This window comes from Citrobacter sp. FP75 (genome assembly GCF_018342065.1).
Classification (GTDB): Bacteria; Pseudomonadota; Gammaproteobacteria; order Enterobacterales; family Enterobacteriaceae; genus Citrobacter.
Genome location: NZ_JAFDOE010000001.1, coordinates 696731 through 721512, shown reverse-complemented (window position 1 = coordinate 721512; position 24782 = coordinate 696731). Strand labels below are relative to the sequence as shown.

Here is a 24782-nt window from a genome sequence, read left to right as displayed (position 1 = left end):
GGAGCCAGAAGCGGACATTGCTTGACTCACTCCGTAATCAGACACATATCGTCTGCACGATAAACATGCTCCCCCCTCGCTCCCTTTCATAGTTGGCATTCGCACTTTTCAGGATTACCCTAAACTTAACGGTGATGCCTTTCCCGAGGGGTATCCTTCTTCATGGGTTGATTCACACGAGATAACACTATGGAATTAAAGGATTATTACGCCATCATGGGCGTGAAACCGACGGACGATCTCAAGACCATCAAGACCGCCTATCGTCGGCTCGCCCGCAAATACCATCCTGACGTCAGCAAAGAAACCGACGCCGAAGCGCGTTTTAAAGAGGTCGCAGAAGCCTGGGAAGTCTTAAGCGATGAACAGCGGCGGGCTGAATATGATCAGTTGTGGCAACACCGCAACGATCCACAGTTCAACCGCCAGTTCCAGCAAGGAGAAGGTCAGAGCTACAGCGCCGAGGATTTTGACGATATCTTTTCCTCTATTTTTGGTCAGCGCGCTCGCCAGTCACAACAGCACCACGCCAGTCGTGGACACGATATCGAAATCGAGGTGGCAGTGTTCCTCGAAGAAACCCTTGCTGAGCATAGGCGCACCATCAGTTACAACCTACCGGTATACAATGCGTTTGGCTTTGTAGAACGGGAAATCCCGAAAACGCTGAACGTGAAAATTCCGGCCGGCGTAGGCAACGGTCAGCGCATCAGGCTGAAAGGCCAGGGCACACCCGGCGAGAACGGCGGCCCGAACGGTGATTTGTGGCTGGTGATTCATATCGCACCGCATCCCCTGTTCGATATCGTCAATCAGGATCTGGAAATTGTCGTGCCTCTGGCCCCATGGGAAGCCGCTCTGGGCGCTAAAGTCACCGTGCCAACGCTAACAGAGAGCATCCTGCTGACGATCCCCCCCGGCAGCCAGGCCGGACAGCGATTACGCATCAAGGGCAAGGGGCTGGTGAGCAAAAAACAGACCGGCGACCTGTACGCAGTGATCAAAATTGTGATGCCACCCAAACCTGACGACAACAGCGCCGCATTGTGGCAACAGCTGGCGGACGCTCAGAAAACCTTTGATCCACGCAAAGAGTGGGGGAAAGCATAATGGCTAACATTACTGTCACCTTTACCATTACCGAGTTTTGCCTGCATACCGGTGTTTCCGCCGAAGAACTGACTGAAATTGTCGGGCTGGGGATGATTGAACCGGGTGAAGATGAGCGCGCCGACTGGCTGTTTGACGATCGCGCGTTAACCACGGTACGGCGGGCTATGCGTTTACGTCAGGAACTGGCGCTTGACTGGCCAGGAATTGCCGTTGCGCTGACGTTACTGGAAGAGAACGCGCAGCTGCGTCAGGAAAACCGTCTGCTGCGACAGCGTTTGTCGCGCTTTGTCGCACATTCGTAATGCGGTTGAAGATTAACGCCTCAATTGATAACGTTAAATACAACGGGTAAGCGACGGATTCAGTGCTTACCCTCATTGTCTTCGTCAGTCGTGATTAATTTTGTACACCAGAAGCCGTCTATAACCATGAGCCATAATTATATTACTTTTAGATAATCAGCCGCGCACTTGATGACAATAATGAGCAAAAGTTTACTATAGACCTGTCTTTTTTAGCAGGAAAGTAAAATGAACAAAATAAAAGGCGTAATGATTCTTGCCCTTACATTCGTCCTGTCAGCGTGTGCTTCCATTCCGGAAAATATAAAAGGAAATAATCAACCAGATATACAAAAAGATTTTATCTCCGTCCATAACCAACCCGGATTATATAAAGGTCAGCAGGCGCGATTTGGTGGCAAAATCATCAATGTGATCAACACAAAAAATGACTCTTTACTGGAAATAGCGGTTCTCCCGCTGAACAGTTATGCCAAACCACAAATAGATGCGAGCTATCAGGGTCGTATTCTCGCCAGTCAAAAAGGCTTTCTGGATCCGGTTAATTACAGGAACCACTACGTCACCATTTTAGGGATAATCCAGGGAGATGAACCGGGGTTCATCAATAAAATCCCGTACGACTTCGTTAAAGTTGACTTACAAGGTATTCAGATTTGGCATTTAACGGAGTCGGTCAGCGCAACCTATAGCATGTGGGATTACGGCTATGGCGCATTCTGGCCTGAACCCATGTGGGGCGCACCGTACTACGCCAACACCGTCACTCAAGTCACACCGGAGCTAGTGAAATAATCCAGTTGCAGGATGGCGAAATTATATTTCGCCACCCCAATTCTTTGCCAAATAAATAGGCTTTATCATTCTCATGCCTGACCGCCTCATATTATTTATCGTTGACATCCTGCCCGTTCATGCAAAACAAAAAAATATGCACGTACAAATTATTCAGAGATTACTATGAACAGAAAATACTTACTGTTGATACCGTTACTTTTTAGCGCTGCAATCATCACTGCATGTGATAATAAATCCTCAGAAAATACCACCATCAGGGAACCCGAGGTCGGCGTGATTACCCTGCCCCCCTCCTCCGTAAATATTAAAAGTGAGCTTCCGGGCAGAGCTGTTTCGTTCGAAATTGCTGAAATCAGACCTCAGGTCAGTGGTATAATTATTAAGCGAAATTTTATTGAGGGAGATAAAGTCAGCAAAGGAGAGTCTCTCTACCAAATTGATCCCGCCCCTTTGCAAGCGAAACTCGACGCTGCCAAAGGCTCTCTGGCAAAAGCGTTGTCCACCGCCAATAATGTGCGTTTAACATTACAGCGCCAGTCAGCCTTATTAAAATCCAATTACGTCAGCCGCCAGGATTATGATACCACGCGTTCTCAGCTTAATGAGGCTGAAGCTAACGTTGCCGTCGCCAGAGCGGACGTCGAGCAGGCCACGATTAACCTTCATTATGCCAATGTCACCTCGCCTATTGATGGCATCAGCGGCACATCCTCCGTTACCGTTGGTGCACTGGTCACCGCGGATCAGGAAAATGCACTGGTCACCGTTCAGCAGTTGGACCCAATTTATGTTGATTTAACGCAGTCCGTGCAGGACTTCTTACGCCTGAAAGAAGAGAAATCCAGCGGAAAAATTGCCCAGCAAAAAGGCCAGATTCCAGTTGAGCTGATGCTGGATAACGGCAAACCCTACCGCTATACCGGTACACTTCAGTTTTCCGACCCCGCCGTCGATGAAGTCACCGGTTCCGTGACTCTGCGCGCCATTTTCCCTAATCCTGACGGTGAAATTTTACCCGGAATGTATGTTACGGCTCTGTTGGATGAAGGTAGCCAGCAGGACGTTTTAATGGTTCCTCAACAAGGAGTTACCCATAACGAGCAGGGAAAAGCCACCGCGCTGATCCTTGACCAGGAAAACGTGGTGCAACTGCGCGAAATAAACGCTGTGCAGGCCGTAGGTAACCAATGGCTAGTGACCCACGGATTACGCCCCGGCGACCGGGTTATTGTTTCCGGATTACAACGGATCCGTCCGGGAATAAAAGCCAGGGTTCTCTCTTCGCACCCAAATACCCCTGACACCGTAACCAAACAGTAATATTCCAGGCATTAAGGACATCCTCTTCATGGCCAACTTTTTTATTGAGCGCCCGGTTTTCGCATGGGTGCTCGCGATTATTCTGATGTTTACCGGGGGGATCGCTATCATGAATCTGCCGATCGCCCAATACCCGCAAATAGCGCCCCCGACGATTACTATCAACGCCGCCTATCCAGGCGCAGATGCAAAGACCGTAGAAGATTCCGTCACTCAGGTGATTGAGCAGAATATGAATGGTCTTGATGGCCTGATGTACATGTCATCCACCAGCGATGCTGCAGGCAATGCAGCCATTATTCTGACCTTTAAGAGCGGCACATCACCCGATATCGCTCAGGTTCAGGTGCAGAATAAATTGCAGTTGGCGATGCCCTCTTTGCCGCAGGAGGTTCAGCAACAAGGGGTCAGTGTTGATAAATCCAGTAGCAATATCTTAATGGTTGCTGGCTTTATCTCGGATAATAACAGCCTGAGCCAATATGATATTGCCGACTATGTTGCCTCGAATATTAAAGATCCTCTTAGCCGTACTGCCGGGGTGGGGAGCGTGCAATTATTCGGTTCGCAATACGCCATGCGCATCTGGCTGGATCCGCAAAAACTCAACAAATACAGTCTCACGCCGCAGGACGTTATTTCGCAAATCAAGATACAAAATAATCAGATATCAGGTGGACAGCTGGGCGGCATGCCTCAGTCGGCAGATCAGCAGTTGAATGCGTCAATTGTTGTTCAGACTCGCCTGCAAAGTAGCGATGAGTTTGGCAAAATCTTCCTGAAAGTCCAGCAAGATGGTTCTCAGGTTCTGCTGCGGGACGTCGCGCGAATTGAGCTGGGGGCGGAAAATTACTCTACGGTCGCCCGGTATAACGGCAAACCCGCCGCCGGGATTGCGATTAAGCTTGCCGCTGGCGCGAATGCGCTGGAAACATCCCGGGCAGTCAAACAAGAGCTGGACAGATTATCGACCTGGTTTCCTGCCAGCATGAAAACCGTTTATCCCTATGACACCACCCCGTTTATCGAGATTTCAATTCAGGGTGTTTTTCAGACATTGCTCGAGGCAATCATTCTGGTATTCCTCGTCATGTACCTTTTTCTGCAAAATTTCCGCGCGACGCTTATCCCTACAATCGCAGTTCCCGTTGTTATCCTCGGAACATTTTCAATTCTGTCGGTCGCAGGTTTTACGATTAATACCCTCACGATGTTTGGCATGGTGCTGGCGATAGGACTTTTAGTCGATGATGCCATCGTGGTGGTCGAAAACGTTGAACGTATTATCTGCGAGGAAAAATTGTCCCCAAAAGCGGCGGCGCATAAAGCCATGGGCCAGTTGCAAAGAGCGCTGGTCGGTATTGCCGTGGTGTTATCCGCCGTATTTATGCCAATGGCCTTTATGAGCGGCGCGACAGGTGAAATCTTCCGTCAGTTTTCCATCACGTTGATATCCGCTATGACATTGTCGGTGTTCGTGGCGATGAGCCTGACGCCCGCACTTTGTGCAACGCTATTAAAAGCAGCGCCTGAGGGCGATAACGCAAAAACACATTTCCTGTTCACCCGTTTCAATCATTTCATGGAGAAGTGCACCCGGCACTACACGGATAGCACGCGTAAACTCTTACGTTGCACAGGCCGTTACATGGTCATCTATTTGGTTATCGGGGCGGGCATGATTATCTTGTTTTTACGCACCCCAACCTCCTTTTTGCCGGAAGAAGATCAGGGTGTATTCATGACCACAGCGCAATTACCTTCGGGTTCAACGATGGTGAATACCAGCAAGGTTCTGGGCGAAATCACGGATTACTATCTGACGAAAGAACAGAAAAACGTCGCGTCTGTTTTTACCGTTGGCGGATTTGGTTTCAGCGGTCAGGGGCAAAACAACGGTCTGGCATTTATCAGCCTGAAGCCATGGTCTGAGCGTGTTGGGGAAGAAAACGCGGTTACCGCCATTATTCAGCGGGCAATGGTGGCCTTAAGCGCCATCAATAACGCCGTGATTTATCCGTTCAATTTGCCCGCCGTAGCAGAACTGGGAACCGCTTCAGGGTTTGATATGGAGCTACTGGATAACGGTAATCTTGGGCACAAAAAGATGATGCAGGCCCGCAACCAGCTCCTGGCACTGGCCAGTCAGTCATCCGGTGAGGTTGCCGGGGTGCGTCCTAACGGGCTGGAAGACACGCCGATGTTTCATGTTAATGTCGACGCAAAAAAAGCTGAAGCCATGGGAGTTTCACTCTCGGACATTAATCAGACCCTCTCCACGGCGTTTGGTAGTCGTTATGTCAATGATTTCCTTAACCAGGGACGCGTTAAAAAAGTGTATGTTCAGGCCGATACCCCGTTCCGCATGTTGCCTGGCAATATAAACCATTGGTACGTGCGTAACGCCTCCGGTTCCATGACCCCGCTTTCGGCCTACTCAACGACCGAATGGACCTATGGTTCCCCCCGCCTTGAACGCTACAACGGGCAACCTTCAATGGAAATTTTAGGGCAGCCGGTTGCCGGAAAAAGCAGCGGTGATGCGATGAACTTTATGGCATCCCTGATGAACAAACTGCCTGCCGGCGTCGGTTACGCATGGACGGGTCTGTCTTATCAGGAGGCGTTATCCACAAACCAGGCGCCCATGCTGTATGCCATTTCGCTTGTGGTGGTATTTCTTGCACTGGCAGCCTTGTATGAAAGCTGGTCCATTCCTTTTTCAGTGATGCTCGTGGTGCCAATTGGCATCGCCGGTGCGTTGCTGGCTACCGACCTGCGTGGTTTGAGTAATGATGTTTATTTCCAGGTCGGCCTGCTCACCACGATGGGTCTGTCGGCTAAAAACGCCATCCTGATCGTGGAGTTTGCCGTCGAGATTATGCAAAAAGAAGGAAAAACACCGCTTGAAGCCGCAGTGGAAGCAGCGAAAATGCGCTTACGCCCTATTCTGATGACGTCACTGGCCTTCATTTTGGGGGTGATTCCACTGGCAATAAGCAACGGCGCGGGTTCAGGTGCGCAAAATGCGGTAGGGACCGGCGTAATCGGGGGGATGCTGGCCGCGACCGTGCTGGCGATTTATTTCGTCCCGGTCTTCTTTGTGCTCGTCGAAAACACGTTAGCCCGGTTTAAAACACCACGCGGTTAATACCTGCGAAAACGCATCTCAACAGATGCGTTTTCATATAATGACAGCCGGCTTTTTAAGTAAGCCGGCAAGGATTCATGCAGGGTAAAACTTTTTTATTTAAGCTCGCCGATGGAGCGAACGTTATTTGCAGATTTAAATGCAATACGTTTCATTCCCTCCAGCGCTTTTTCGAGGTATGCGCGTGGACATCCCAGGTTCAGGCGGATGAAACCATTGCCAGCCTGACCAAAGCTATTTCCCATTGAAGGTGCAATACCGGCAACATCAACCATAACCCATTTCAGTTGTTCATCATCCAGCCCCAGTGCCTTGCAATCTATCCACAGCAGATACGTTCCCTGGGCAGGGACAATTCGAGCCCACGGGAGATATTCATCAACCTGTTTAATAAACCATCGGCGGTTATCTGCCAGATAATCCAGTAATTCGTCCAGCCAGGGCGCTCCATGTTGCCATGCTGCGGTGCTTGCTTCGATAGAAAGCGCATTAAAGACATCCAGTCCATGCGCATCCAGACGGCGTAACAATTGCTCACGCAATGCCGGGGACGGAATGAGAAAGTTGGCAACGCGCAATGTCGATAAACCGAACGTTTTACTGGCAGACGTCGCGGATATAACCCGCGAATGCCAGCGCTCTCCCAGATGCAAAACCGAGGTAAAGCGCTCGCCTGGCAGTAACAAATCGGCCCATATTTCATCCGACAGCACCGTGACATCATAGGCCTCACACAACAGGAGCAGTTGTTCCAATTCCTGCGCTGACCAACAACGGCCGGTTGGATTATGAGGATTACATAGGATCATCAAAGGTGGACGTTCAGTCCGAAATAACCGTTCAAGGTGGATGAGATCCATTTTGTAACCCGTTTTGGGATCTTCATATAACGGATTTTCCAGCAACCGTCGGCCATTAAGAGATATTATTTTGGAGAACGATCCGTAATAAGGTCCCTGAACCACCACCCCTTCCCCAGGATGGCTCAGCATTTGTACCAGTAAAGATAGCCCTGGAACCACACCTTCAATGCTGCAGATCCATTCTTGCTTCAGGTCCAGTTGATGCCGTGTCGCGAACCATGAAATGAGGGAGTCATAGTACGTTTGCGGGCGTTCACTGTAGCCGAAAATACCGTGTTCGATACGTTGTGCTAAAGCCTGCTGCACGGCATCGGGGCAGGCAAAGTCAAAATCAGACACCCACATCGGCAACAGTTCATTTGTCTCCTTACCAAAATAGCGTGCCATAAAATCCCATTTCAGAGAGCCTGTATTATGGCGATCGATAATCTTATTAAAATCCATGGTCATCCTTTCCTATTCTGTAGCCGCAGTCGTCTGTTCTTTTCCAGGCATCGGGGATAGCCTGGCAATACCCATTCCAGTGAAACCATAAATTAAGGCAAAAAAGATGGCTGAATAGCACTGGACAGCCCAGGGCAGTAAATCCAGCGTACTCACTCCCAGCGTCGTTGCCATATAGACCCCGGCAGCGGTCCACGGCAACAAGGGTTCAATAACGGTGCCCGCATCTTCTATCGTCCTTGACAGATTTTTGGTATCCAGCCCCATGCGCCGGTAGGCATCTTTAAACAGTTCAGCGGGGACCAGCAGCGCCAGTTTGCCGTCGCTGGTGGCACCGGTAACCAGAATCGTGGTTGCAATGGTCGCGGCGATTAACTGACCGACACTGTGAATAATCGTCAGTAAACGGTTGATAATAATGCTGAGTGCACCGGTTAACGTTAAGGCACCGGCAAAAGAAAACGCACAAAAAACAAGAAGGATGGTGCTCATCATTGAGAACATGCCACCGCGGTTCAGTAAGCGTGGAACATCCGCAATAATCCCTTCACTTCCCACAGGGAACATATTGATATTGAATCCATCAATAAACGCATCCAGGCCTTGCTTGAGACTGAGTCCCTGCAACACGACACCCAGAATCAGGGCCAGCACGCATGCACTCAGCATTAGAGGAATCACCGGTTTTTTGCGAATAGCCCCCCACAGCACAATCACGGGCGGCAAAATCAGAATGATATTAAAGTGATACAGCGACTCCAGGGCGTTAACAATATCCGTGACGCGCTGTGGTGTGGCAACATCGCCGAGCATACTGCTATGGCCTGCAATCAGATACACCACAGCGGCCAGCAGGAAGCTGGGGATGGTTGTCCACAATAAATGCTGAATGTGTTCGAACAGCGTCGTCTCCGCCACAATCGCCGCAAAGTTGGTGGAATCAGACAGTGGCGATATTTTATCGCCAAAGTAGGCGCCAGAAACCACCGCACCGGCAGCCGCCGCCAGGGGGACGTCCAGCCCAGAGGCTACGCCCATGAGCGCAACACCCACTGTTCCTGCCGAACCCCATGATGTTCCGGTACATACGGACACCACGCTGGTCAAAAAGAATGCGGCGATAAGAATGTATTCAGGGCTGATTAATTTGAGCCCCCAATACACCATGTACGGTATGGTTCCACTGAACATCCAGGTACCGATGAGCGCACCAACGCAGATCAAAATCATGATGACCGGCATCGCTTTGGCGAGTTTATCCACCACCGAACTGATAATGTCTTCCCAGGTATATCCCTGCCACCACGCAATACCAGCGGCTACCGCGGCAGAACAGAGCAACAAGGGTTCAATGCGTAGCCCCATGATGCCGTAGCCAACGATCAGCAGCAGTAGCATGGCGGCAATGGGGATCACGGCTAAACCAAATGAGAGTATTTTTTTCTGATTGTGAGAGGCATTCATAAATGGATCTCCTGTCTGTAGAGTCGCTCAAGAGTAGATGAACACCCTTTACCTGAATGTGATCGCCTGTTCGTCACCATGTAAGCGATTACATGAGACAACATAATTTGAGCCAGATCACAGTTGATACCCTTGACGGCTTACTCAGAGACCTGGGGAGGGAGAACGGAATCGCGGATCACCAGTTCAGCCATAAACTTGTTCATACCGGGCTGCGGGGTTACCCCCTTAAAAAGTTGTATTGCCAGTTGCGAAGCGCAGCGTGCCATTCGCTCAACCGGATAGTGCATGGTTGTCAGCGCCGGGTAGAGATAACGGGCCATCACTACATCGTCAAACCCAACGATAGAGAGCTTCTGTGGCAGATTAATCCCCTGCTGATGAAGGATGCGCATGATACCGGCCGCCATCACATCGTTAAACGTCACCGCTGCGGTGAAAGGAATGTCACAGTTAAGAAGCTGGTGCGCTGCGCGCTCCCCACCTTCTTCGTTAAAAGGTACGCTAATCACCCAGCTTTTATCCGGCGTAATGCCATATTCAGTCAATGCCTGACGATACCCTTCCAGTCGCTCGCGACGATCGATAATCGGTAAATCAGTAGTTACGCAGGCGATACACCGGTGCCCTTGCTCCAGCAAATGAAGCGTGGCCGTTTTCGACGCCTGGCTGTTTTCCAGCCATACGCAACGATTGGCCATCCCGGCAATATAGCGGTTCACGACCACCATGGCAGGGAAATGGGCGGCGTAACGCAACAGTTCCTTTTCGGACAATCTACTGGCATGAACCACAATAGCCTCACAACCTTGATTGATCAGAAAATCAAGCCCGGATTTCTCCATTCCTTCATCGTGGCCACCGCTGCAAACCATCAGGCGAAATTGCTCTTTACGTGAGACCTCCTCCGCACCGCGCGCAAGGCGAGCAAAAAAGGGATCGGCAAGATTACCCGTCAATAATCCGAGCATGTCACCACTTCGCTTCGCTAGCGCAATGGCGGCGGCATTACGATGATAATTGAGTTCGCGCATGGCCTTTTCAACACGTTCACGCGTCACTGGCTCAACCCATGCAGTTTGATTAATAACACGCGAGACTGTTGCTGTTGAGACTTTCGCCAGCAATGCAACATCCTTTATTGTCGCCATTTCAGTTCCTTAAATTTTTATATTATTCATTTCACTACTGAAATTATTATTTGCAGATATCACCAACAAATTTCTTCGATTAATATAACAAAACCCCGAATTAATTCCAACATTAGTTAAATAAACAAGCAGTCTACTTTATTAATATACGTTTAACTCATATCATTTCTATTCTGAAGTTGAGTAAAAACGCATCCCAACTTCAGAATATTTTCAGGCCTGAATAAATTGCAACAGATCGTTATTAATCACCTCGGCGTGCGTGGTATGCATCCCATGCGGATAGCCTGGGTAAATCTTCAGAATGCTGTTAACGAGCAATTTGTCCTGTAAAAGCGCGGCATTTTTATAAGGAACAACCTGATCATCATCACCTTGCATGATCAAAACGGGCAGCGTAATGGCTTTTAAATCATCGGTCTGGTCGGTTTCAGAAAAGGCTTTAATCCCCTCATAGTGTGCTTTTGCGCTCCCTATCATTCCCTGCCGCCACCAGTTTTGAATAGTTCCATTTGATATCTCAGCCCCCTCCCGATTGAATCCGTAAAATGGTCCGGTTGCCACATCAAGATAAAACTGCGCGCGATTCGCGGCAAGAGCCTGGCGGAATCCATCAAAAACACTGAGCGGTGTGCCCCCCGGATTATTATCAGTCTTCACCATCAGCGGTGGTACCGCGCTGATAAGCACGGCTTTCGCCACACGACCTTGCGGCTGCCCGTATTGGGCGACATATCTTGCCACCTGCCCTCCTCCTGTGGAGTGACCGACATGCACGGCGTTATGCAGATCCAGATGTTCCACAACGGCAGAAACATCTGCCGCATAGTGGTCCATGTCATGACCTTCGCTAACCTGGTCTGAGCGCCCATGGCCACGACGATCAATGGCGATAACACGATAACCTTGATTAAGAAAGAATAACATCTGGTTATCCCAGTCATCCGCACTCAACGGCCAGCCATGATGAAATACGATAGGTTGGGCATCTTTCGCCCCCCAGTCTTTATAAAAAATGTTCACACCATCTTTCGTTTTTACAAATGACATAGTTGTATTTCCCTCGAGAGGATATTTCAGCCAAAGATCATGAATACCGCGTTGATCGCGCAACGTATTACAGGCGTGTTACACATCAACGTGGATGAACCTGCGTAAGGCTTAGTGAGTATAGTTGCAAAAATAAGAAACTTTTTAATTTTGGTTTTACTGGATATATAACGTATAAACTGAATAAAACGTTAAATACAAATAGTTATTAGCTAACATCGACTTATCTGAAAAATATAATCCACATTGTTATTGCATGTACTTAATAATGCAAAAATGTTATCCCGGTAAATCCAGGCTTGAAGTATCGGAGTGGTGCACGGTTGCTTCAGGGCGAGACGCCATGCCGGGACGCCGGAGGATGGTGTGATATTCCGCGTTAAAATGACCCGAATGCGAGCCAGTGCTCTGAGAAATGATGCATTAACGCGTTGAATTTGTTCTCCAGACACGTTAAACGCCGCCACTAAAGCCGTATAAAACGAAAAACCCCGAGCTACTTAATAGCTCGGGGTTTCGAATTTGGCGGAAGCGTAGAGATTCGAACTCTAGAACCCTTTCGGGTCGCCGGTTTTCAAGACCGGTGCCTTCAACCGCTCGGCCACGCTTCCAATGAGGCGCACTATAAACATCCCGAACGGACCTGTAAAGCACCAAAGTGTTCGTTTGCCTGAAAAACAGTCAAAATGCTGTTAATCGACTGAAATAACAACAGATTGACCGTTTATTCAGCACAAATATGCTCTTCTGCTGCTTAATGCTTTTTGATGAACATATCTTTGGTGTAGTAATTTCCCCGGTTATCCGGTGCAAATCCCCCCACCCATGGCTTCACCAGATGCGTGCGAACATAGTGATAAACAGGAATTGCCGGTACATCTTCGGCCAAAAGCGTTTCCGCCTGCTGGTAATACTTCCCGCGTTCATCCAGTAAGCTTGCTTTCGCCGCGTTACTCATCGCTTCATCGTAGGCGGGATTGCTGTAGTGGGTAGTGTTCTCACTATCACCGGTGCGGAAAATGTTCAGAAAGCTCGAAGCATCATCATAGTCGGCGATCCACGCATAGCGCACCACGTCAAAATTACCGGTGTGCATGGTGTCCAGCATGGTTTTCCACTCCTGGTTTTGCAGCTTCACTTCTACGCCCAGATTTTTCTTCCACATTGATGATGCAGCAATCGCAATACGTTGATGCGTTTCAAAGGTGTTGTAGAGCAGATTGAATGAAAGAGGATGCTCAGGGCCAAAACCGGCTTCAGCCAGCAGTTTCTTCGCTTCAGCAATACGTTTTTCAAGCGGCCACGACGCATAGTCCGGCGCATGCAGTTGAACTCCCCCTATTTCCGGCTGGCTGATAACCCACGCCGCGCGTTGCCCCTGCCCCATCACCTTTTGGGCAATGATGTCTTTATCTAACGCCATATTTAACGCCCGGCGCACGCGCGGATCATTAAACGGCGCTCGGGTTGTATTGAACTGATAGTAATAAGTCGAAAGCTGAGGTGAGACATGGAGTTCATCGCCCATCGTTTTTTTCAACTGGGCGAACTGATTCACCGGCACGCTAAAGACAATATCGATTTCTCCGGCCTTGTAGCGGTTAATATCTGCCGCTTCTGAACTGATGGGCAGGTAAGTGACTTTATCGATGACCGTGCGCGCGTTATCCCAGTAGTGCGCATTACGCACCGCGACAATCCGCTCGTTCACCACCCACTGTGACAGTTCGTATGGCCCACTACTGACAAAATGCTCTGGTCGGGTCCACTTATCGCCAAAACGACCAATCAGTACTTTATCCAGCGGCACCAGCGATGGATGCGCCAACATAGCCAGGAACGCCGCTGTGGGTTGCGTCAGGGTAATTTCCAGCGTGGTGTCATTCAGTGCTTTTACCCCCAGCGCGGCAGGATTTTTTTCCCCTTGCGCAATATCGACAGCGTTCGCAACGTGCATGTTGCCAAGGTAGGAGGCATACGGTGAAGCCGTTTGCGGTGAAACCAGACGCTGCCAGCTCCAGACAACATCCTGTGCGGTAATCGCAGAACCATCAGACCAGGTTATGCCCGGACGTAAATGAAAGGTCCAGACGGTGTTGTCTTTATTCTCCCAGGATGCCGCCAGGCGGGGCTCAATAGACCCATCCTGATTGACGGCAACCAGACCGTCGAACATATCGCTGATTAAATTAAACTCAACGTTGCTTTCGACTTTATGCGGGTCCAGTGATGCTGGTTCGCTACCGTTATTTCGCACCAGCTCCTGCTTTTCAGCCAATGCTGTTCCTGCGGGAACATGAGCTGCCCATGCCGCGTCGTTTATCGATATCACACAGGCGGCCAACAGCGTAAACGCAAATACCTTCGATTTGTGTTGAGTCATTCCCTGCACCTTATTGTTCTGTTTTATGATGACACCGTAATCACTCTTAAAGGGATGCAGGAAATAACGCAATATTTTTCAGTTACCTATAAGATGTCGATCTGACATTTTCACACAATAAGTGGTAACATCTGATTCAGGCACTTTTGCTGAAATAAAATGCTTAAGCCTGGCGGGTTAAAATGCGTAAAGATGGGTAAAACCGCTGTGTCATTACCCGTGATTTCATTATCCTCCGTCATTAATTACATCTGTCATAAGAGAGTGACTCATGGATCGTATTATTAGTTCTTCGCGCGACCGTACATCGCTACTCAGCACACATAAAGTGCTGCGCAATACTTATTTTTTGCTGAGCCTGACGCTGGCGTTTTCTGCCATCACCGCCACGGCAAGCACCGTGCTGATGCTGCCATCTCCGGGTCTTATCCTGACGCTGGTGGGTATGTATGGTCTGATGTTCCTGACCTATAAAACGGCGGATAAGCCGGTCGGTATTCTGTCTGCTTTCGCATTCACCGGCTTCCTGGGCTACATTCTGGGACCGATTCTGAACACCTACCTGTCTGCGGGCATGGGGGATGTTATCGGTATGGCGCTGGGCGGCACCGCGCTGGTCTTCTTCAGCTGCTCTGCCTATGTGCTGACGACCCGTAAAGACATGTCCTTCCTCGGCGGTATGCTGATGGCAGGTATCGTGGTGGTGCTGATTGGTATGGTTGCCAATATTTTCCTGCAGCTGCCGGCTCTGCATCTGGCCATCAGCGCGGTGTTTATTCTGATTTCTTCGGGCGCTATCCTGTTTGAAACCAGCAATATCATCCGTGGCGGTGAAACCAACTACATCCGTGCAACGGTGAGCTTGTATGTTTCGCTGTACAACATCTTTGTCAGCCTGCTGAGCATTCTGGGCTTCGCCAGCCGCGACTAAGTTGTCAACTCGCATTATCCGGCCCCGCTTATGCGGGGCTTTCTTTTTTGGTAAACTGCCACCAGTTTGACTAACGCAGTGAAGAATTATGTTGATCTTTGAAGGTAGAGAAATCAGTACCGATAGCGAAGGCTATTTAAAAGATACTAACGAATGGAGCGAGCCGCTGGCGGCTGCCATTGCCGAAAACGAAGGCATTACCCTTTCACCTGAGCACTGGGAAGTGGTGCGCTTTGTGCGCGAGTTTTACCTAGAGTTTAATACCTCTCCGGCAATCCGCATGTTGGTAAAAGCAATGGCTAACAAGTTTGGCGAAGACAAAGGCAACAGCCGTTATCTCTACCGTCTGTTTCCGAAAGGTCCGGCTAAACAAGCAACCAAAATCGCTGGTCTGCCAAAACCGGTAAAATGTATTTAATAGCGAATACTAAATCCCTTTAAATCATCGCCAGGACGATGAGGCTCGCTGAGAACCCTGTCTACCCTGGCGCTGCGCGGTCCCCCCGCTTTTAACCACTTCATCAGTTGTTCCACCTGCTCGCTTTCGCCGCAGGCGACAATCTCTACGCTACCGTCATCCATGTTCTTTGCATACCCGGTCAAGCCCAACCGTTGCGCTTCATGCTGGGTGGTGTAGCGAAATCCCACGCCCTGTACCCGGCCGTGAACCCAGGCAATGATGCAGACTTTAGACATTGCGGTTCTCCTTATCATCGCGTTGCGCGTTGCAAATCCCCGAAAAACTCAGGACAATGGCGCCCATTTCTTTGAATCGACAGAATAGCAAATTATGAGTGTACGTTTAGTGTTAGCCAAAGGGCGCGAAAAATCATTATTGCGCCGCCACCCGTGGGTATTTTCCGGTGCTGTCGCACGTATGGAAGGTAAAGCCAGTCTTGGTGAAACCATCGATATTGTTGACCATCAAGGTAAATGGTTAGCGCGCGGCGCGTACTCACCAGCATCGCAGATCCGTGCACGCGTCTGGACATTCGACAAGTCCGAATCTATTGATATCGACTTTTTCACCCGCCGCCTGCAGCAAGCGCAGACGTGGCGAGACTGGCTGGCGAAGAAAGACGGTCTGGACAGCTACCGTCTGATCGCCGGTGAGTCTGATGGCTTACCGGGTATCACCATTGATCGTTTCGGCAACTTCCTGGTATTGCAGTTGCTCAGCGCCGGTGCCGAATATCAGCGTGCCGCACTAATTAGCGCCCTGCAGATTGTCTTCCCGGACTGCGCGATTTACGACCGTAGCGACGTAGCCGTGCGTAAAAAAGAAGGTATGGAGCTGACCCAGGGGCCAGTAACAGGCGAACTACCACCAGCCTTGCTGCCGATCGAAGAGCACGGAATGAAGCTGCTGGTGGACATTCAGCATGGTCACAAAACCGGTTACTACCTGGATCAACGTGACAGCCGTCTGGCAACGCGTCGATATGTACAAGACAAACGCGTACTGAACTGTTTCTCCTATACCGGCGGTTTCGCGGTGTCTGCGCTGATGGGTGGATGCAGCCAGGTCGTCAGCGTTGATACCTCGCAGGAAGCGCTCGACATCGCCAGACAAAACGTCGAACTGAATAAGCTGGATCTAAGCAAAGCTGAATTTGTTCGTGATGACGTCTTTAAACTCCTGCGTGCCTATCGCGATCGCGGTGAGAAATTTGATGTCATCGTGATGGATCCACCGAAGTTTGTTGAAAACAAAAGTCAGCTAATGGGCGCTTGCCGTGGCTATAAGGACATCAATATGCTGGCTATCCAGCTGCTGAATCCTGGCGGTGTGCTGCTGACTTTCTCATGCTCCGGACTGATGACGACCGATTTATTTCAGAAAATCATCGCCGACGCCGCATTAGATGCAGGTCGTGATGTACAATTTATAGAGCAGTTCCGTCAGGCCGCCGATCATCCGGTGATCGCTACCTACCCGGAAGGGCTGTATCTGAAAGGGTTTGCCTGTCGCATCATGTAACTTGAAAAGTGGAATATTGCCCTTACATTGAGGGTATCTGTTTCCCGGGAGGTGACTATGATTGCCAGCAAATTCGGTATCGGCCAGCAGGTCCGCCATTCCCTGTTAGGTTACCTTGGAGTGGTCGTGGATATCGACCCGGAATATTCGCTTGATGACCCGTCACCCGATGAGTTGGCGGTTAACGACGAACTTCGCGCCGCTCCCTGGTATCACGTGGTGATGGAAGACGATAATGGCCTGCCAGTACATACGTATCTGGCGGAAGCACAGTTGAGCAGTGAGCTACAGGAAGAACATCCTGAGCAACCTTCGATGGATGAACTGGCGCGGACAATCCGTAAACAGCTTCAGGCTCCGCGACTGCGCAACTGACCCCGTTTTCCCGGCCTACGACAAACTGTTGTAGGCCGGGAAAACATCGTATACAACCCTCGACAGCTCGTTCTTACTTCGCCAGTCCCAGTCGCGGGATCTCAATCGCCGGGCAGCGATCCATCACCACCGTCAGACCTGCATCGCGCGCCAGCACGGCCGCTTGTTCATTAATCACACCCAACTGCATCCATAAGGTGTTCGCCCCGATGGCAATCGCCTCCTGCGCAACACCCCATGCAGCTTCCGAATTACGGAAGACATCCACCATATCCACCTTTTCCGGCACATCCGCTAGCGTCGCATAACCCTGCTGCCCGAGTAATGTTTTCCCGGCAACCTTGGGTGAAACGGGAATAACGTGATAGCCCTGATCGAGCAAATATTTCATCACGCGATAGCTGGGGCGATCGGGTTTATCGCTCGCCCCTACCAGAGCAATCGTACGGGTGGATGTCAAAATGCCAGCAATATCGGTCTCTTTCATCATCTTCCTCCAGGCTGTTTTGCAAAGTGTACGACAAACCTGACGTTGCAACCATTCATCCCATACCAGCGCATGAGAGCTAAACTGGAAATTATGTCTATATGTTAGTAAACATGATTGTCGAAAAATTTTGATACATCTTACTCAGGTATTTTCTGGACAGGAGAACCCTATGAGAGCCGGCATTGTGACAGCCTTGATTGCCCTGTGTTTGCCGGTATCCGTTTTTGCTACCTCATTACGTCTGTCAAACGACATTGACCTGCTGGTGCTGGACGGAAAAAAAGTCTCCAGCTCATTGTTGCGCGGTGCTGAAAGCATTGAGCTGGAAAACGGTCGGCATCAGCTGGTTTTTCGCGTCGAGAAAACCATTCGCCTGTCCAGCCATGAAGAACGGTTGTATATTTCTCCCCCACTGGTTATCAGCTTTGATACCCAACTCGTCAGTCAGGTTAATTTTCATCTTCCACGCCTGGGCAACGAACGTGACGCGGCACATTTCGATGAGGCCCCACGCGTGGAGCTGCTGGATGGCGGCGCCATGCCGATTCCTATCAAGCTGGATATTATGGCCATCACGTCCACGGCGAAAATCGTTGATTATGAACTTGAGACTGAACGCTATAACAAAGCGGCTAAGCATGCTTCATTACCCCAATTTGCCACCATGATGGCAGATGACAGCTCGCTACTCTCTGGGGTTTCTGAGCTGGACCGGGTGCCACCTCAATCGCAAACGCTCACCGAGCAGCGTTTAAAATATTGGTTTGGGCAGGCCGACACGCAAACGCGAAATAACTTCCTGCAATGGGCAGAGAAGCAGCCTCCTTCGTAACATTTATGTTCGCATACGCATTTTTTTTGTCTTTCCCTTGCAGCGTCAAGTGCTTCCAGTACTCTGTAGCAAGGTTAACTTGGGAGCTGTACTATGGAATTGACGACTCGCACATTGCCAGCGCGCAAGCATATTGCGCTGGTTGCACACGATCACTGTAAACAGATGTTGATGAACTGGGTAGAACGCCACCAGCCGTTACTGGAACAGCATGTTCTCTATGCGACAGGCACGACAGGCAATTTAATCCAGCGCGCGACCGGTATGGAAGTCAACGCTATGCTGAGCGGCCCGATGGGCGGCGACCAGCAGGTAGGTGCGCTGATCTCTGAAGGGAAAATTGATGTGCTGATCTTCTTTTGGGATCCGCTCAATGCCGTCCCTCACGATCCCGATGTCAAAGCGCTCTTACGCCTGGCAACGGTGTGGAACATTCCGGTGGCAACCAACGTTTCGACGGCTGATTTTATTATCCAGTCGCCGAATTTCAGCGATGAAACGGAAATCCTGATCCCGGATTACGCCCGCTATCTGGCAGAACGCCTCAAATAATCGTCAGACAGGCGGCTGTCGCCGCCTGCTTTCAGGGTTTACGACTGACCGGCACATCCAGTTGTTTAAGCGCATCGACAAAACACGATGGCGCGTCTTTGTTAAACAGCAGCCATACCCGATGCCGCGCACGCGTTAGCGCCACATAAAGCAACCTTCTCTCTTCTGCATCAGGAAAATCTTCCGCCGCGGGGAGCAAAGCCTCTTCCATAATTGACTCGCGAGCCGGTGCCGGGAAACCATCGTTGCCGTCATGAAGCCCGACAATAATAACGTAATCAGCCTGCTGTCCTTTACTGGCATGGATAGTCATAAACTCAAGCTGTAGCTTGGGCCAACGGGTCGCCGCCTTCTCCAGGCTGACAGGTTTCAAATGATGATAGCGCGCCAGTACCAAAATTCGCTCATCGGCTTTCGCAAATCCTGACAGCTTATCCAGCAGCGCATCAAGCTGGCTTTCATCGAGCAGCGTCACCGCTTTTTTATCACCGACCGTCAGGCTGTTAAGCGGTTTGGCGAGCTGATGCGGGTTTTGCTGAATGAAGCGATTAGCTATCTCACCAATACGGCTATTGAAGCGGTAGGTGGTATCCAAATCGCAGCGATCGCCCTCGCCAAAGGTTTGATGGAAAGCAGTGGTTAACGAAAGCTGCGCGCCACTAAAGCGATAAATCGCCTGCCAGTCATCCCCCACGGCAAATAGCGTGGTCTGCGAGTTTTGTTTACGCAATGCGGCTAACAGGGCTGCACGCTGGGGAGAAATATCCTGAAATTCGTCGACCAGAATATGCTTCCAGGGGCTGATAAACCGTCCCTTTTCCAGAATGACGATGGCCTGATGAATTAACCCCGAAAAATCAACAGCATTTTCATCTTTCAGGGCACACTTCCATGCCTTGAGCAGCGGTGCCATTAGCTTAATACGTTTACTGAACAGATCGCGAATGTCCTCCGGCGCATTCGCAATCATCTCCGCCTGCGCCCCACCGTGCATACGCATCAGACTAACCCAACGATCCAGCCTCGGAGCCAGACGACGCTGCAGTTTTTCGTCATCCCAAAAATTACCCTCAGGCACTGACCACTGCATCTCTTCTTCTAGCCATTGCCGCCAGCCTTTGGCCTGCGCCTTTTTCTCGCTGCACTGCTGACGCCAGGTTGTAATAAAGAGTTTATGACGTGCGGGGGTATCGTTTTCCAGTTGGCTAACCGTCGGGACTTTTTTACTTCCCTGCTGGATAATGTGCAGCGCCAGCGAGTGGAACGTCCGGGCAGTGATGTCTTCTGTATGCAGTCGCTCGCGAATACGTTCGTCCATCTCCTGGGCCGCTTTGCGACCAAATGCCAACAGCAGAATTTGTTCGGCTGCCGCGTCTCCCTTTGCCAGTAGCCAACCTGCGCGCGCCACCAGAACGGATGTTTTGCCGCTTCCAGCTCCCGCCAGCACGAGTAAGGATTGCTCACCGTTAACCACCGCCCGGGCCTGAGCCGGATTTAGCGGCGAAGATTCGATCTGCTGGAAGAACTCGGCGTGCTCTGTCAGCATGGAGTCGGTGTAGTCCTGATTGTGCTGCAACCGGCAGGCTTCAATGTCCTTCAACCATGCCTGGCATTGGCGTAACGCTTCACGACAATTCTCAAATTCTTCCAGCCTATTAACCGGCAGTGGCAGCGCCGCAAAAGCACGGCGGATCTGCTGTTGCAGGCCTGAGGTTTGGCTGCGCGTCAGCCATTTATTCTCGTTGGTACGAACAGCGATCGCCTCGAGTTGCTCTTGCAAAACAGCCGCGGCGACATCGCTCATTTCCTGGCTCCACTGCTGCCAGAGTGTGTTGAGTTGATGGTGGAAACGCTGGGTTTCTGCCCATTCCGTACCATGCAGCCGCACGACCTTATCATCCGGGAGCACAAATTCGAGTTCCCCCCACACGAGACCGCGTTTGCAATGAATAGCCAGCAACTGATTGAATGGAATAAGATACTCGTGACGATCGCCGGAAACTTTAATACCGGCATTAAGAATAACCGCCCGATCGTACGGGTGTTGCGCCAGACGTTTTCCAAGAGAAGTAGCTTTCAGTTCCATAAGGCTTACGCGGATCCACACGAAGAGATTTACTTATCAGTGTAACCGCCAGAGAAAACGTGCTCCAGCCCAAAAAAACGTTACAATTGCCGAATTCACCAAAAACCAGAGTTAATCGAGGGTTTATGCGTACAGTTCTGAATATTTTAAATTTTGTGCTCGGGGGGTTCGCGACCACCTTAGCCTGGTTACTGGCAACGCTGGTCAGCATCGTGCTGATTTTTACCCTGCCATTAACCCGCTCGTGCTGGGAGATTACACGCCTTTCTCTGTTTCCGTATGGCAACGAAGCCATTCATGTGGATGAACTCAACCCGGCGGGTAAAAACGTCCTCCTGAATACCGGGGGGACGTTACTGAATATTTTTTGGCTGATTTTCTTCGGCTGGTGGCTATGCCTGATGCATATTGTCTCCGGTATTGTCCAGTGCATAACGATTATTGGTATTCCCGTGGGGATTGCCAACTTTAAAATCGCGGCGATTGCACTCTGGCCCGTCGGTCGCCGGGTAGTGTCAGTAGAAGTTGCTCGCGCAGCGCGTGAAGCCAATGCGCGCCGCCGCTTTGAATAACCAGGACTGATGGCCTTTATGTTAAGTCCTCTGCTCAAACGCTACACCTGGAACAGCACCTGGCTGTACTACATGCGGATATTTATCGCGCTTTGCGGCACAACGGCGCTGCCCTGGTGGCTGGGCGACGTAAAGCTCACTATCCCGCTAACGCTGGGCATGGTTGCTGCCGCACTTACCGATCTGGACGATCGCCTCGCAGGCCGACTGCGCAATTTGATCATTACGCTGGTCTGCTTTTTTATTGCCTCGGCCTCAGTCGAACTGCTGTTCCCATGGCCGTGGCTGTTTGCGATTGGCTTAACGCTTTCTACTAGCGGCTTTATTCTGCTTGGCGGACTCGGTCAGCGCTATGCAACCATTGCCTTTGGCGCATTGCTCATCGCCATTTACACCATGCTGGGCACGTCGCTTTACGATCAGTGGTATCAGCAGCCGATACTGCTACTTGCGGGTGCAATCTGGTACAACCTGCTGACCTTGACCGGGCATCTCCTGTTCCCGATCCGCCCGCTGCAGGACAATATAGCTCGCAGCTATGAGCAGTTAGCGCACTATCTTGAGTTGAAATCGCGTCTGTTTGATCCCGACATCGAAGATGAAAGCCAGGCTCCGCTTTACGATTTAGCGCTGGCCAATGGACAGCTGATGGCGACGCTAAACCAGACCAAGGTCTCGTTGCTGACCCGACTGCGCGGTGACCGCGGGCAGCGTGGAACGCGCCGCACGCTACATTACTATTTTGTGGCACAGGATATTCACGAACGCGCAAGTTCCTCACATATTCAGTACCAAACACTACGCGATCACTTTCGCCACAGCGACGTGATGTTTCGCTTCCAGCGCTTGATGTCTATGCAGGGGCAAGCCTGTACACAGCTGTCACGTTGCATTTTATTGCGCACCCCTTACCAGCACGATCCACATTTTGAGCGCGTCTTCACGCATATTGATGCGGCACTTGAGCGCATGCGCGCGAGTGGTGCGCCTGCAGACCTGCTCAACACGTTGGGATTTTTGCTATCCAACCTGCGCGCTATCGATGCGCAGCTAGCAACGATTGAATCCGAACAGGCGCAGGTGATATCGCGCAATGAGTCTGAAAATCAGCTTGCCGATGACAGCCCGCATGGGTTCAGTGATATATGGTTACGTCTGAGTCGCAATTTCACCCCTGAGTCTGCTCTTTTTCGCCATGCTGTTCGCATGTCGCTGGTACTCTGTGTCGGTTACGCCATTATCCAGATAACCGGTATGAACCATGGGTACTGGATCCTGCTGACCAGTCTGTTTGTCTGTCAGCCAAACTACAACGCCACCCGACATCGCCTGGCACTCAGGATTGTTGGCACATTGGTCGGGATAGCGATTGGTTTACCCATTTTGTGGTTCGTCCCCTCTCTGGAAGGGCAACTCATCCTGTTAGTGATTACCGGTGTGCTGTTTTTTGCCTTTCGCAACGTGCAGTATGCCCATGCGACCATGTTTATCACCCTGTTGGTATTATTGTGCTTTAACCTGCTGGGTGAAGGTTTCGAGGTCGCTCTACCGAGGGTTATCGATACGCTGATTGGCTGTGCTATTGCCTGGGCTGCCGTCAGTTTTATCTGGCCAGACTGGCGGTTCCGTAATTTGCCACGGGTCATCGAACGGGCAACGGATGCTAACTGCCGCTATCTGGACGCTATCCTTGAACAATATCACCAGGGACGTGATAACCGCCTGGCATACCGAATTGCCCGCCGTGATGCACATAACCGTGATGCAGAACTTGCCTCCGTCGTGTCGAACATGTCGAGTGAACCTCATGTTACGGCCCAAACGCGCGAAACAGCATTCCGCTTGCTGTGCCTCAACCATACCTTTACGAGCTACATTTCCGCCCTCGGCGCTCACCGGGAACAGCTGACCAATCCGGAAGTACTGGCCTTACTGGATGATGCCGTCTGCTATGTCGATGATGCGCTTCATCATCAACCCGCTGACGAGCAGCGCGTGTACCAGGCTCTGGAAGGTCTTAAGCAACGGATTCAGCATCTTGAACCGAGTCCGGACAGTAAAGAACCACTGGTCGTACAACAGGTTGGATTATTGATTGCGCTGCTCCCGGAAATCAGGCGCTTACAGCAGCAAATCGCTGCATTACCCTCTAGTACCCTGGTTCAGGCGTAAGTGAACTGACCCACTCAACCAGCTCCTGGCGGCGAATCGCCGGGAGCGCTGCTTCATGTACTCCACTGATTGCTCCTTCCAGAGCATAAAGAATTTTTACCGTCAGCAGCGGGTTAATTTGCTGAAGCTTCAGCCAGCACATTTGAGCACCCAGGGTACGTAATGTGCCTTCATCTTTAATCCCGGCTTCGCTCAGCAGGGTCTCCAGATGAAATGATATATTTGGTAGTTCCCTCAACCGATGCTGCGCAACGCGCGTCTGCTTTTCTTTAACTGCTGCGTCCAACGAATATTGTGATAAAGACACCAATTGTTGTTGGTTTCGCCACAATGCATCGTTCACCTGGTAATAGTTAAGTATCACGGGACGTCCGCGTTTTATGAACGTCAGCCAGACGGGGGAATGTTTTACACAGTACTGTACGCTTTGCTCACACGCCCGAAGGTATAACTCACCGTTGGCGACCATCGCAAAGACCGTTTCCCCCACCGTCAGGCTGTAGCTACCAAACAGAGAGCGATAACGAATCGTACCTAAAGAGGCCAAATATTCTTGTGATTTATAGATCCTGGCATAAGAAAGATTTTTCATAAAAGTCCTTTTAAATCATAAGATAAGAGAATGATTCGCAGTAACGGTTCCGTTAATGACGACCATAGGCAACTTAGTCTCAAGGGGCAAGATGAATTTTGTCTTTCCCGCCACAACGGCTAAAAATTGCGAGTCTGTTTCCGAAAATAAGGTTGATCTT

The 24782-nt window shown here is 50.5% G+C and carries 22 protein-coding genes and 1 tRNA gene; 13 read left to right on the top strand and 10 right to left on the bottom strand.

All coding sequences use genetic code 11. The features are described 5' to 3' along the window. Positions 1 to 189 precede the first annotated feature (189 nt). From cbpA to JQ822_RS03355, 5 genes are all read left to right on the top strand, one after another. Positions 190 to 1110 (top strand): curved DNA-binding protein, encoded by a 921-nt coding sequence (gene cbpA, locus JQ822_RS03375; RefSeq protein WP_213132274.1) that lies wholly within the window; start codon positions 190 to 192, stop codon positions 1108 to 1110. Beyond that, positions 1110 to 1415 carry a chaperone modulator CbpM gene (gene cbpM / locus JQ822_RS03370; RefSeq protein ID WP_213132273.1) on the top strand — a complete coding sequence of 102 codons (306 nt, stop codon included), beginning with the start codon at positions 1110 to 1112 and terminating at the stop codon, positions 1413 to 1415. The genes cbpA and cbpM overlap by 1 nt, the downstream gene beginning before the upstream one ends. 228 nt (positions 1416 to 1643) lie before the next feature. Next, positions 1644 to 2210, top strand: a complete 567-nt coding sequence (locus JQ822_RS03365; RefSeq protein WP_213132272.1) for a Slp family lipoprotein — start codon at positions 1644 to 1646, stop codon at positions 2208 to 2210. Between the two features lie 165 nt (positions 2211 to 2375). Further along, entirely contained in the window at positions 2376 to 3533 is a 1158-nt protein-coding gene (locus JQ822_RS03360) for an efflux RND transporter periplasmic adaptor subunit (protein WP_213132271.1), read from the top strand. A 28-nt stretch (positions 3534 to 3561) separates the two neighbouring features. Then, positions 3562 to 6684 carry an efflux RND transporter permease subunit gene (locus JQ822_RS03355; RefSeq protein ID WP_213132270.1) on the top strand — a complete coding sequence of 1041 codons (3123 nt, stop codon included), beginning with the start codon at positions 3562 to 3564 and terminating at the stop codon, positions 6682 to 6684. 95 nt (positions 6685 to 6779) lie between these two features. On the opposite strand, the gene JQ822_RS03350 is transcribed toward JQ822_RS03355, so the two are convergent. The 6 genes from JQ822_RS03350 to JQ822_RS03325 all read right to left on the bottom strand — a co-directional run bounded on the left by JQ822_RS03350 (position 6780) and on the right by JQ822_RS03325 (position 14039). Then, entirely contained in the window at positions 6780 to 7991 is a 1212-nt protein-coding gene (locus JQ822_RS03350; protein WP_213132269.1) for a MalY/PatB family protein, read from the bottom strand. A gap of 12 nt (positions 7992 to 8003) precedes the next feature. Then, complete coding sequence (gene nhaC / locus JQ822_RS03345; protein WP_213132268.1) at positions 8004 to 9455, bottom strand: Na+/H+ antiporter NhaC; 1452 nt, start codon at positions 9453 to 9455, stop codon at positions 8004 to 8006. A gap of 140 nt (positions 9456 to 9595) precedes the next feature. Then, positions 9596 to 10606: a LacI family DNA-binding transcriptional regulator gene (locus JQ822_RS03340; protein WP_213132267.1), complete on the bottom strand. Its 1011-nt coding sequence runs from the start codon at positions 10604 to 10606 to the stop codon at positions 9596 to 9598. Positions 10607 to 10819: 213 nt separating this feature from the next. Next, positions 10820 to 11656, bottom strand: coding sequence for an alpha/beta fold hydrolase (locus tag JQ822_RS03335; RefSeq protein ID WP_213132961.1), 837 nt, complete (start codon positions 11654 to 11656; stop codon positions 10820 to 10822). A 523-nt stretch (positions 11657 to 12179) separates the two neighbouring features. Further along, positions 12180 to 12267 (bottom strand) — tRNA-Ser (locus JQ822_RS03330). Positions 12268 to 12410: 143 nt separating this feature from the next. Continuing rightward, complete coding sequence (locus tag JQ822_RS03325) at positions 12411 to 14039, bottom strand: ABC transporter substrate-binding protein (protein ID WP_213132266.1); 1629 nt, start codon at positions 14037 to 14039, stop codon at positions 12411 to 12413. Between the two features lie 271 nt (positions 14040 to 14310). Between JQ822_RS03325 and yccA the strand changes: the two genes are divergently transcribed. Continuing rightward, entirely contained in the window at positions 14311 to 14970 is a 660-nt protein-coding gene (gene yccA, locus JQ822_RS03320) for an FtsH protease modulator YccA (protein ID WP_003035917.1), read from the top strand. A gap of 88 nt (positions 14971 to 15058) precedes the next feature. Then, positions 15059 to 15388 carry a sulfurtransferase TusE gene (gene tusE / locus JQ822_RS03315; RefSeq protein WP_213132265.1) on the top strand — a complete coding sequence of 110 codons (330 nt, stop codon included), beginning with the start codon at positions 15059 to 15061 and terminating at the stop codon, positions 15386 to 15388. Here tusE and yccX read toward each other — a convergent pair. Next, the gene (yccX, locus tag JQ822_RS03310; RefSeq protein ID WP_213132264.1) at positions 15385 to 15666 is read right to left on the bottom strand and encodes an acylphosphatase; all 282 of its coding nucleotides are present in this window, start codon (positions 15664 to 15666) and stop codon (positions 15385 to 15387) included. The two genes, tusE and yccX, sit on opposite strands and share 4 nt — an antisense overlap. A gap of 94 nt (positions 15667 to 15760) precedes the next feature. On the opposite strand from yccX, the gene rlmI reads away from it, so the two are divergent. Both rlmI and hspQ read left to right on the top strand, forming a co-directional pair. Next, positions 15761 to 16951 (top strand): 23S rRNA (cytosine(1962)-C(5))-methyltransferase RlmI, encoded by a 1191-nt coding sequence (gene rlmI / locus JQ822_RS03305; RefSeq protein WP_213132263.1) that lies wholly within the window; start codon positions 15761 to 15763, stop codon positions 16949 to 16951. A 57-nt stretch (positions 16952 to 17008) separates the two neighbouring features. Next, positions 17009 to 17326: a heat shock protein HspQ gene (gene hspQ / locus JQ822_RS03300; protein WP_005123508.1), complete on the top strand. Its 318-nt coding sequence runs from the start codon at positions 17009 to 17011 to the stop codon at positions 17324 to 17326. A 73-nt stretch (positions 17327 to 17399) separates the two neighbouring features. Here hspQ and JQ822_RS03295 read toward each other — a convergent pair whose 3' ends face one another. Further along, a complete protein-coding gene (locus JQ822_RS03295) occupies positions 17400 to 17813 on the bottom strand; it encodes a CoA-binding protein (protein WP_213132960.1) in 414 nt (137 codons plus the stop codon). 172 nt (positions 17814 to 17985) lie between these two features. Between JQ822_RS03295 and csgI the strand changes: the two genes are divergently transcribed. After that, a complete protein-coding gene (csgI, locus tag JQ822_RS03290) occupies positions 17986 to 18648 on the top strand; it encodes a curli synthesis inhibitor (protein ID WP_213132262.1) in 663 nt (220 codons plus the stop codon). Between the two features lie 93 nt (positions 18649 to 18741). Further along, entirely contained in the window at positions 18742 to 19200 is a 459-nt protein-coding gene (mgsA, locus tag JQ822_RS03285) for a methylglyoxal synthase (RefSeq protein WP_135322465.1), read from the top strand. A 31-nt stretch (positions 19201 to 19231) separates the two neighbouring features. Here the strand turns inward: mgsA and helD are convergent, their stop codons facing one another. After that, entirely contained in the window at positions 19232 to 21286 is a 2055-nt protein-coding gene (helD, locus tag JQ822_RS03280; RefSeq protein WP_213132261.1) for a DNA helicase IV, read from the bottom strand. A gap of 125 nt (positions 21287 to 21411) precedes the next feature. Between helD and JQ822_RS03275 the strand changes: the two genes are divergently transcribed. Both JQ822_RS03275 and yccS read left to right on the top strand, forming a co-directional pair. After that, entirely contained in the window at positions 21412 to 21858 is a 447-nt protein-coding gene (locus JQ822_RS03275) for a YccF domain-containing protein (protein ID WP_213132260.1), read from the top strand. Between the two features lie 18 nt (positions 21859 to 21876). Next, a complete protein-coding gene (gene yccS, locus JQ822_RS03270) occupies positions 21877 to 24030 on the top strand; it encodes a YccS family putative transporter (protein WP_213132259.1) in 2154 nt (717 codons plus the stop codon). Here the strand turns inward: yccS and JQ822_RS03265 are convergent. After that, on the bottom strand, positions 24008 to 24622 hold the full coding sequence (locus JQ822_RS03265) for a TfoX/Sxy family DNA transformation protein (RefSeq protein ID WP_213132258.1): 615 nt from the start codon (positions 24620 to 24622) through the stop codon (positions 24008 to 24010). The genes yccS and JQ822_RS03265 overlap by 23 nt on opposite strands. Positions 24623 to 24782 lie beyond the last annotated feature (160 nt).

What these genes read in the sequence shown, in the direction of transcription:
- cbpA (WP_213132274.1), top strand. Translation starts at nt 190, where the DNA reads ATGGAATTAAAGGATTATTACGCCATCATGGGCGTGAAACCGACGGAC.
- cbpM (WP_213132273.1), top strand. Translation starts at nt 1,110, where the DNA reads ATGGCTAACATTACTGTCACCTTTACCATTACCGAGTTTTGCCTGCAT.
- JQ822_RS03365 (WP_213132272.1), top strand. Translation starts at nt 1,644, where the DNA reads ATGAACAAAATAAAAGGCGTAATGATTCTTGCCCTTACATTCGTCCTG.
- JQ822_RS03360 (WP_213132271.1), top strand. Translation starts at nt 2,376, where the DNA reads ATGAACAGAAAATACTTACTGTTGATACCGTTACTTTTTAGCGCTGCA.
- JQ822_RS03355 (WP_213132270.1), top strand. Translation starts at nt 3,562, where the DNA reads ATGGCCAACTTTTTTATTGAGCGCCCGGTTTTCGCATGGGTGCTCGCG.
- JQ822_RS03350 (WP_213132269.1), bottom strand. Translation starts at nt 7,991, where the DNA reads ATGGATTTTAATAAGATTATCGATCGCCATAATACAGGCTCTCTGAAA.
- nhaC (WP_213132268.1), bottom strand. Translation starts at nt 9,455, where the DNA reads ATGAATGCCTCTCACAATCAGAAAAAAATACTCTCATTTGGTTTAGCC.
- JQ822_RS03340 (WP_213132267.1), bottom strand. Translation starts at nt 10,606, where the DNA reads ATGGCGACAATAAAGGATGTTGCATTGCTGGCGAAAGTCTCAACAGCA.
- JQ822_RS03335 (WP_213132961.1), bottom strand. Translation starts at nt 11,656, where the DNA reads ATGTCATTTGTAAAAACGAAAGATGGTGTGAACATTTTTTATAAAGAC.
- JQ822_RS03325 (WP_213132266.1), bottom strand. Translation starts at nt 14,039, where the DNA reads ATGACTCAACACAAATCGAAGGTATTTGCGTTTACGCTGTTGGCCGCC.
- yccA (WP_003035917.1), top strand. Translation starts at nt 14,311, where the DNA reads ATGGATCGTATTATTAGTTCTTCGCGCGACCGTACATCGCTACTCAGC.
- tusE (WP_213132265.1), top strand. Translation starts at nt 15,059, where the DNA reads ATGTTGATCTTTGAAGGTAGAGAAATCAGTACCGATAGCGAAGGCTAT.
- yccX (WP_213132264.1), bottom strand. Translation starts at nt 15,666, where the DNA reads ATGTCTAAAGTCTGCATCATTGCCTGGGTTCACGGCCGGGTACAGGGC.
- rlmI (WP_213132263.1), top strand. Translation starts at nt 15,761, where the DNA reads ATGAGTGTACGTTTAGTGTTAGCCAAAGGGCGCGAAAAATCATTATTG.
- hspQ (WP_005123508.1), top strand. Translation starts at nt 17,009, where the DNA reads ATGATTGCCAGCAAATTCGGTATCGGCCAGCAGGTCCGCCATTCCCTG.
- JQ822_RS03295 (WP_213132960.1), bottom strand. Translation starts at nt 17,813, where the DNA reads ATGAAAGAGACCGATATTGCTGGCATTTTGACATCCACCCGTACGATT.
- csgI (WP_213132262.1), top strand. Translation starts at nt 17,986, where the DNA reads ATGAGAGCCGGCATTGTGACAGCCTTGATTGCCCTGTGTTTGCCGGTA.
- mgsA (WP_135322465.1), top strand. Translation starts at nt 18,742, where the DNA reads ATGGAATTGACGACTCGCACATTGCCAGCGCGCAAGCATATTGCGCTG.
- helD (WP_213132261.1), bottom strand. Translation starts at nt 21,286, where the DNA reads ATGGAACTGAAAGCTACTTCTCTTGGAAAACGTCTGGCGCAACACCCG.
- JQ822_RS03275 (WP_213132260.1), top strand. Translation starts at nt 21,412, where the DNA reads ATGCGTACAGTTCTGAATATTTTAAATTTTGTGCTCGGGGGGTTCGCG.
- yccS (WP_213132259.1), top strand. Translation starts at nt 21,877, where the DNA reads ATGTTAAGTCCTCTGCTCAAACGCTACACCTGGAACAGCACCTGGCTG.
- JQ822_RS03265 (WP_213132258.1), bottom strand. Translation starts at nt 24,622, where the DNA reads ATGAAAAATCTTTCTTATGCCAGGATCTATAAATCACAAGAATATTTG.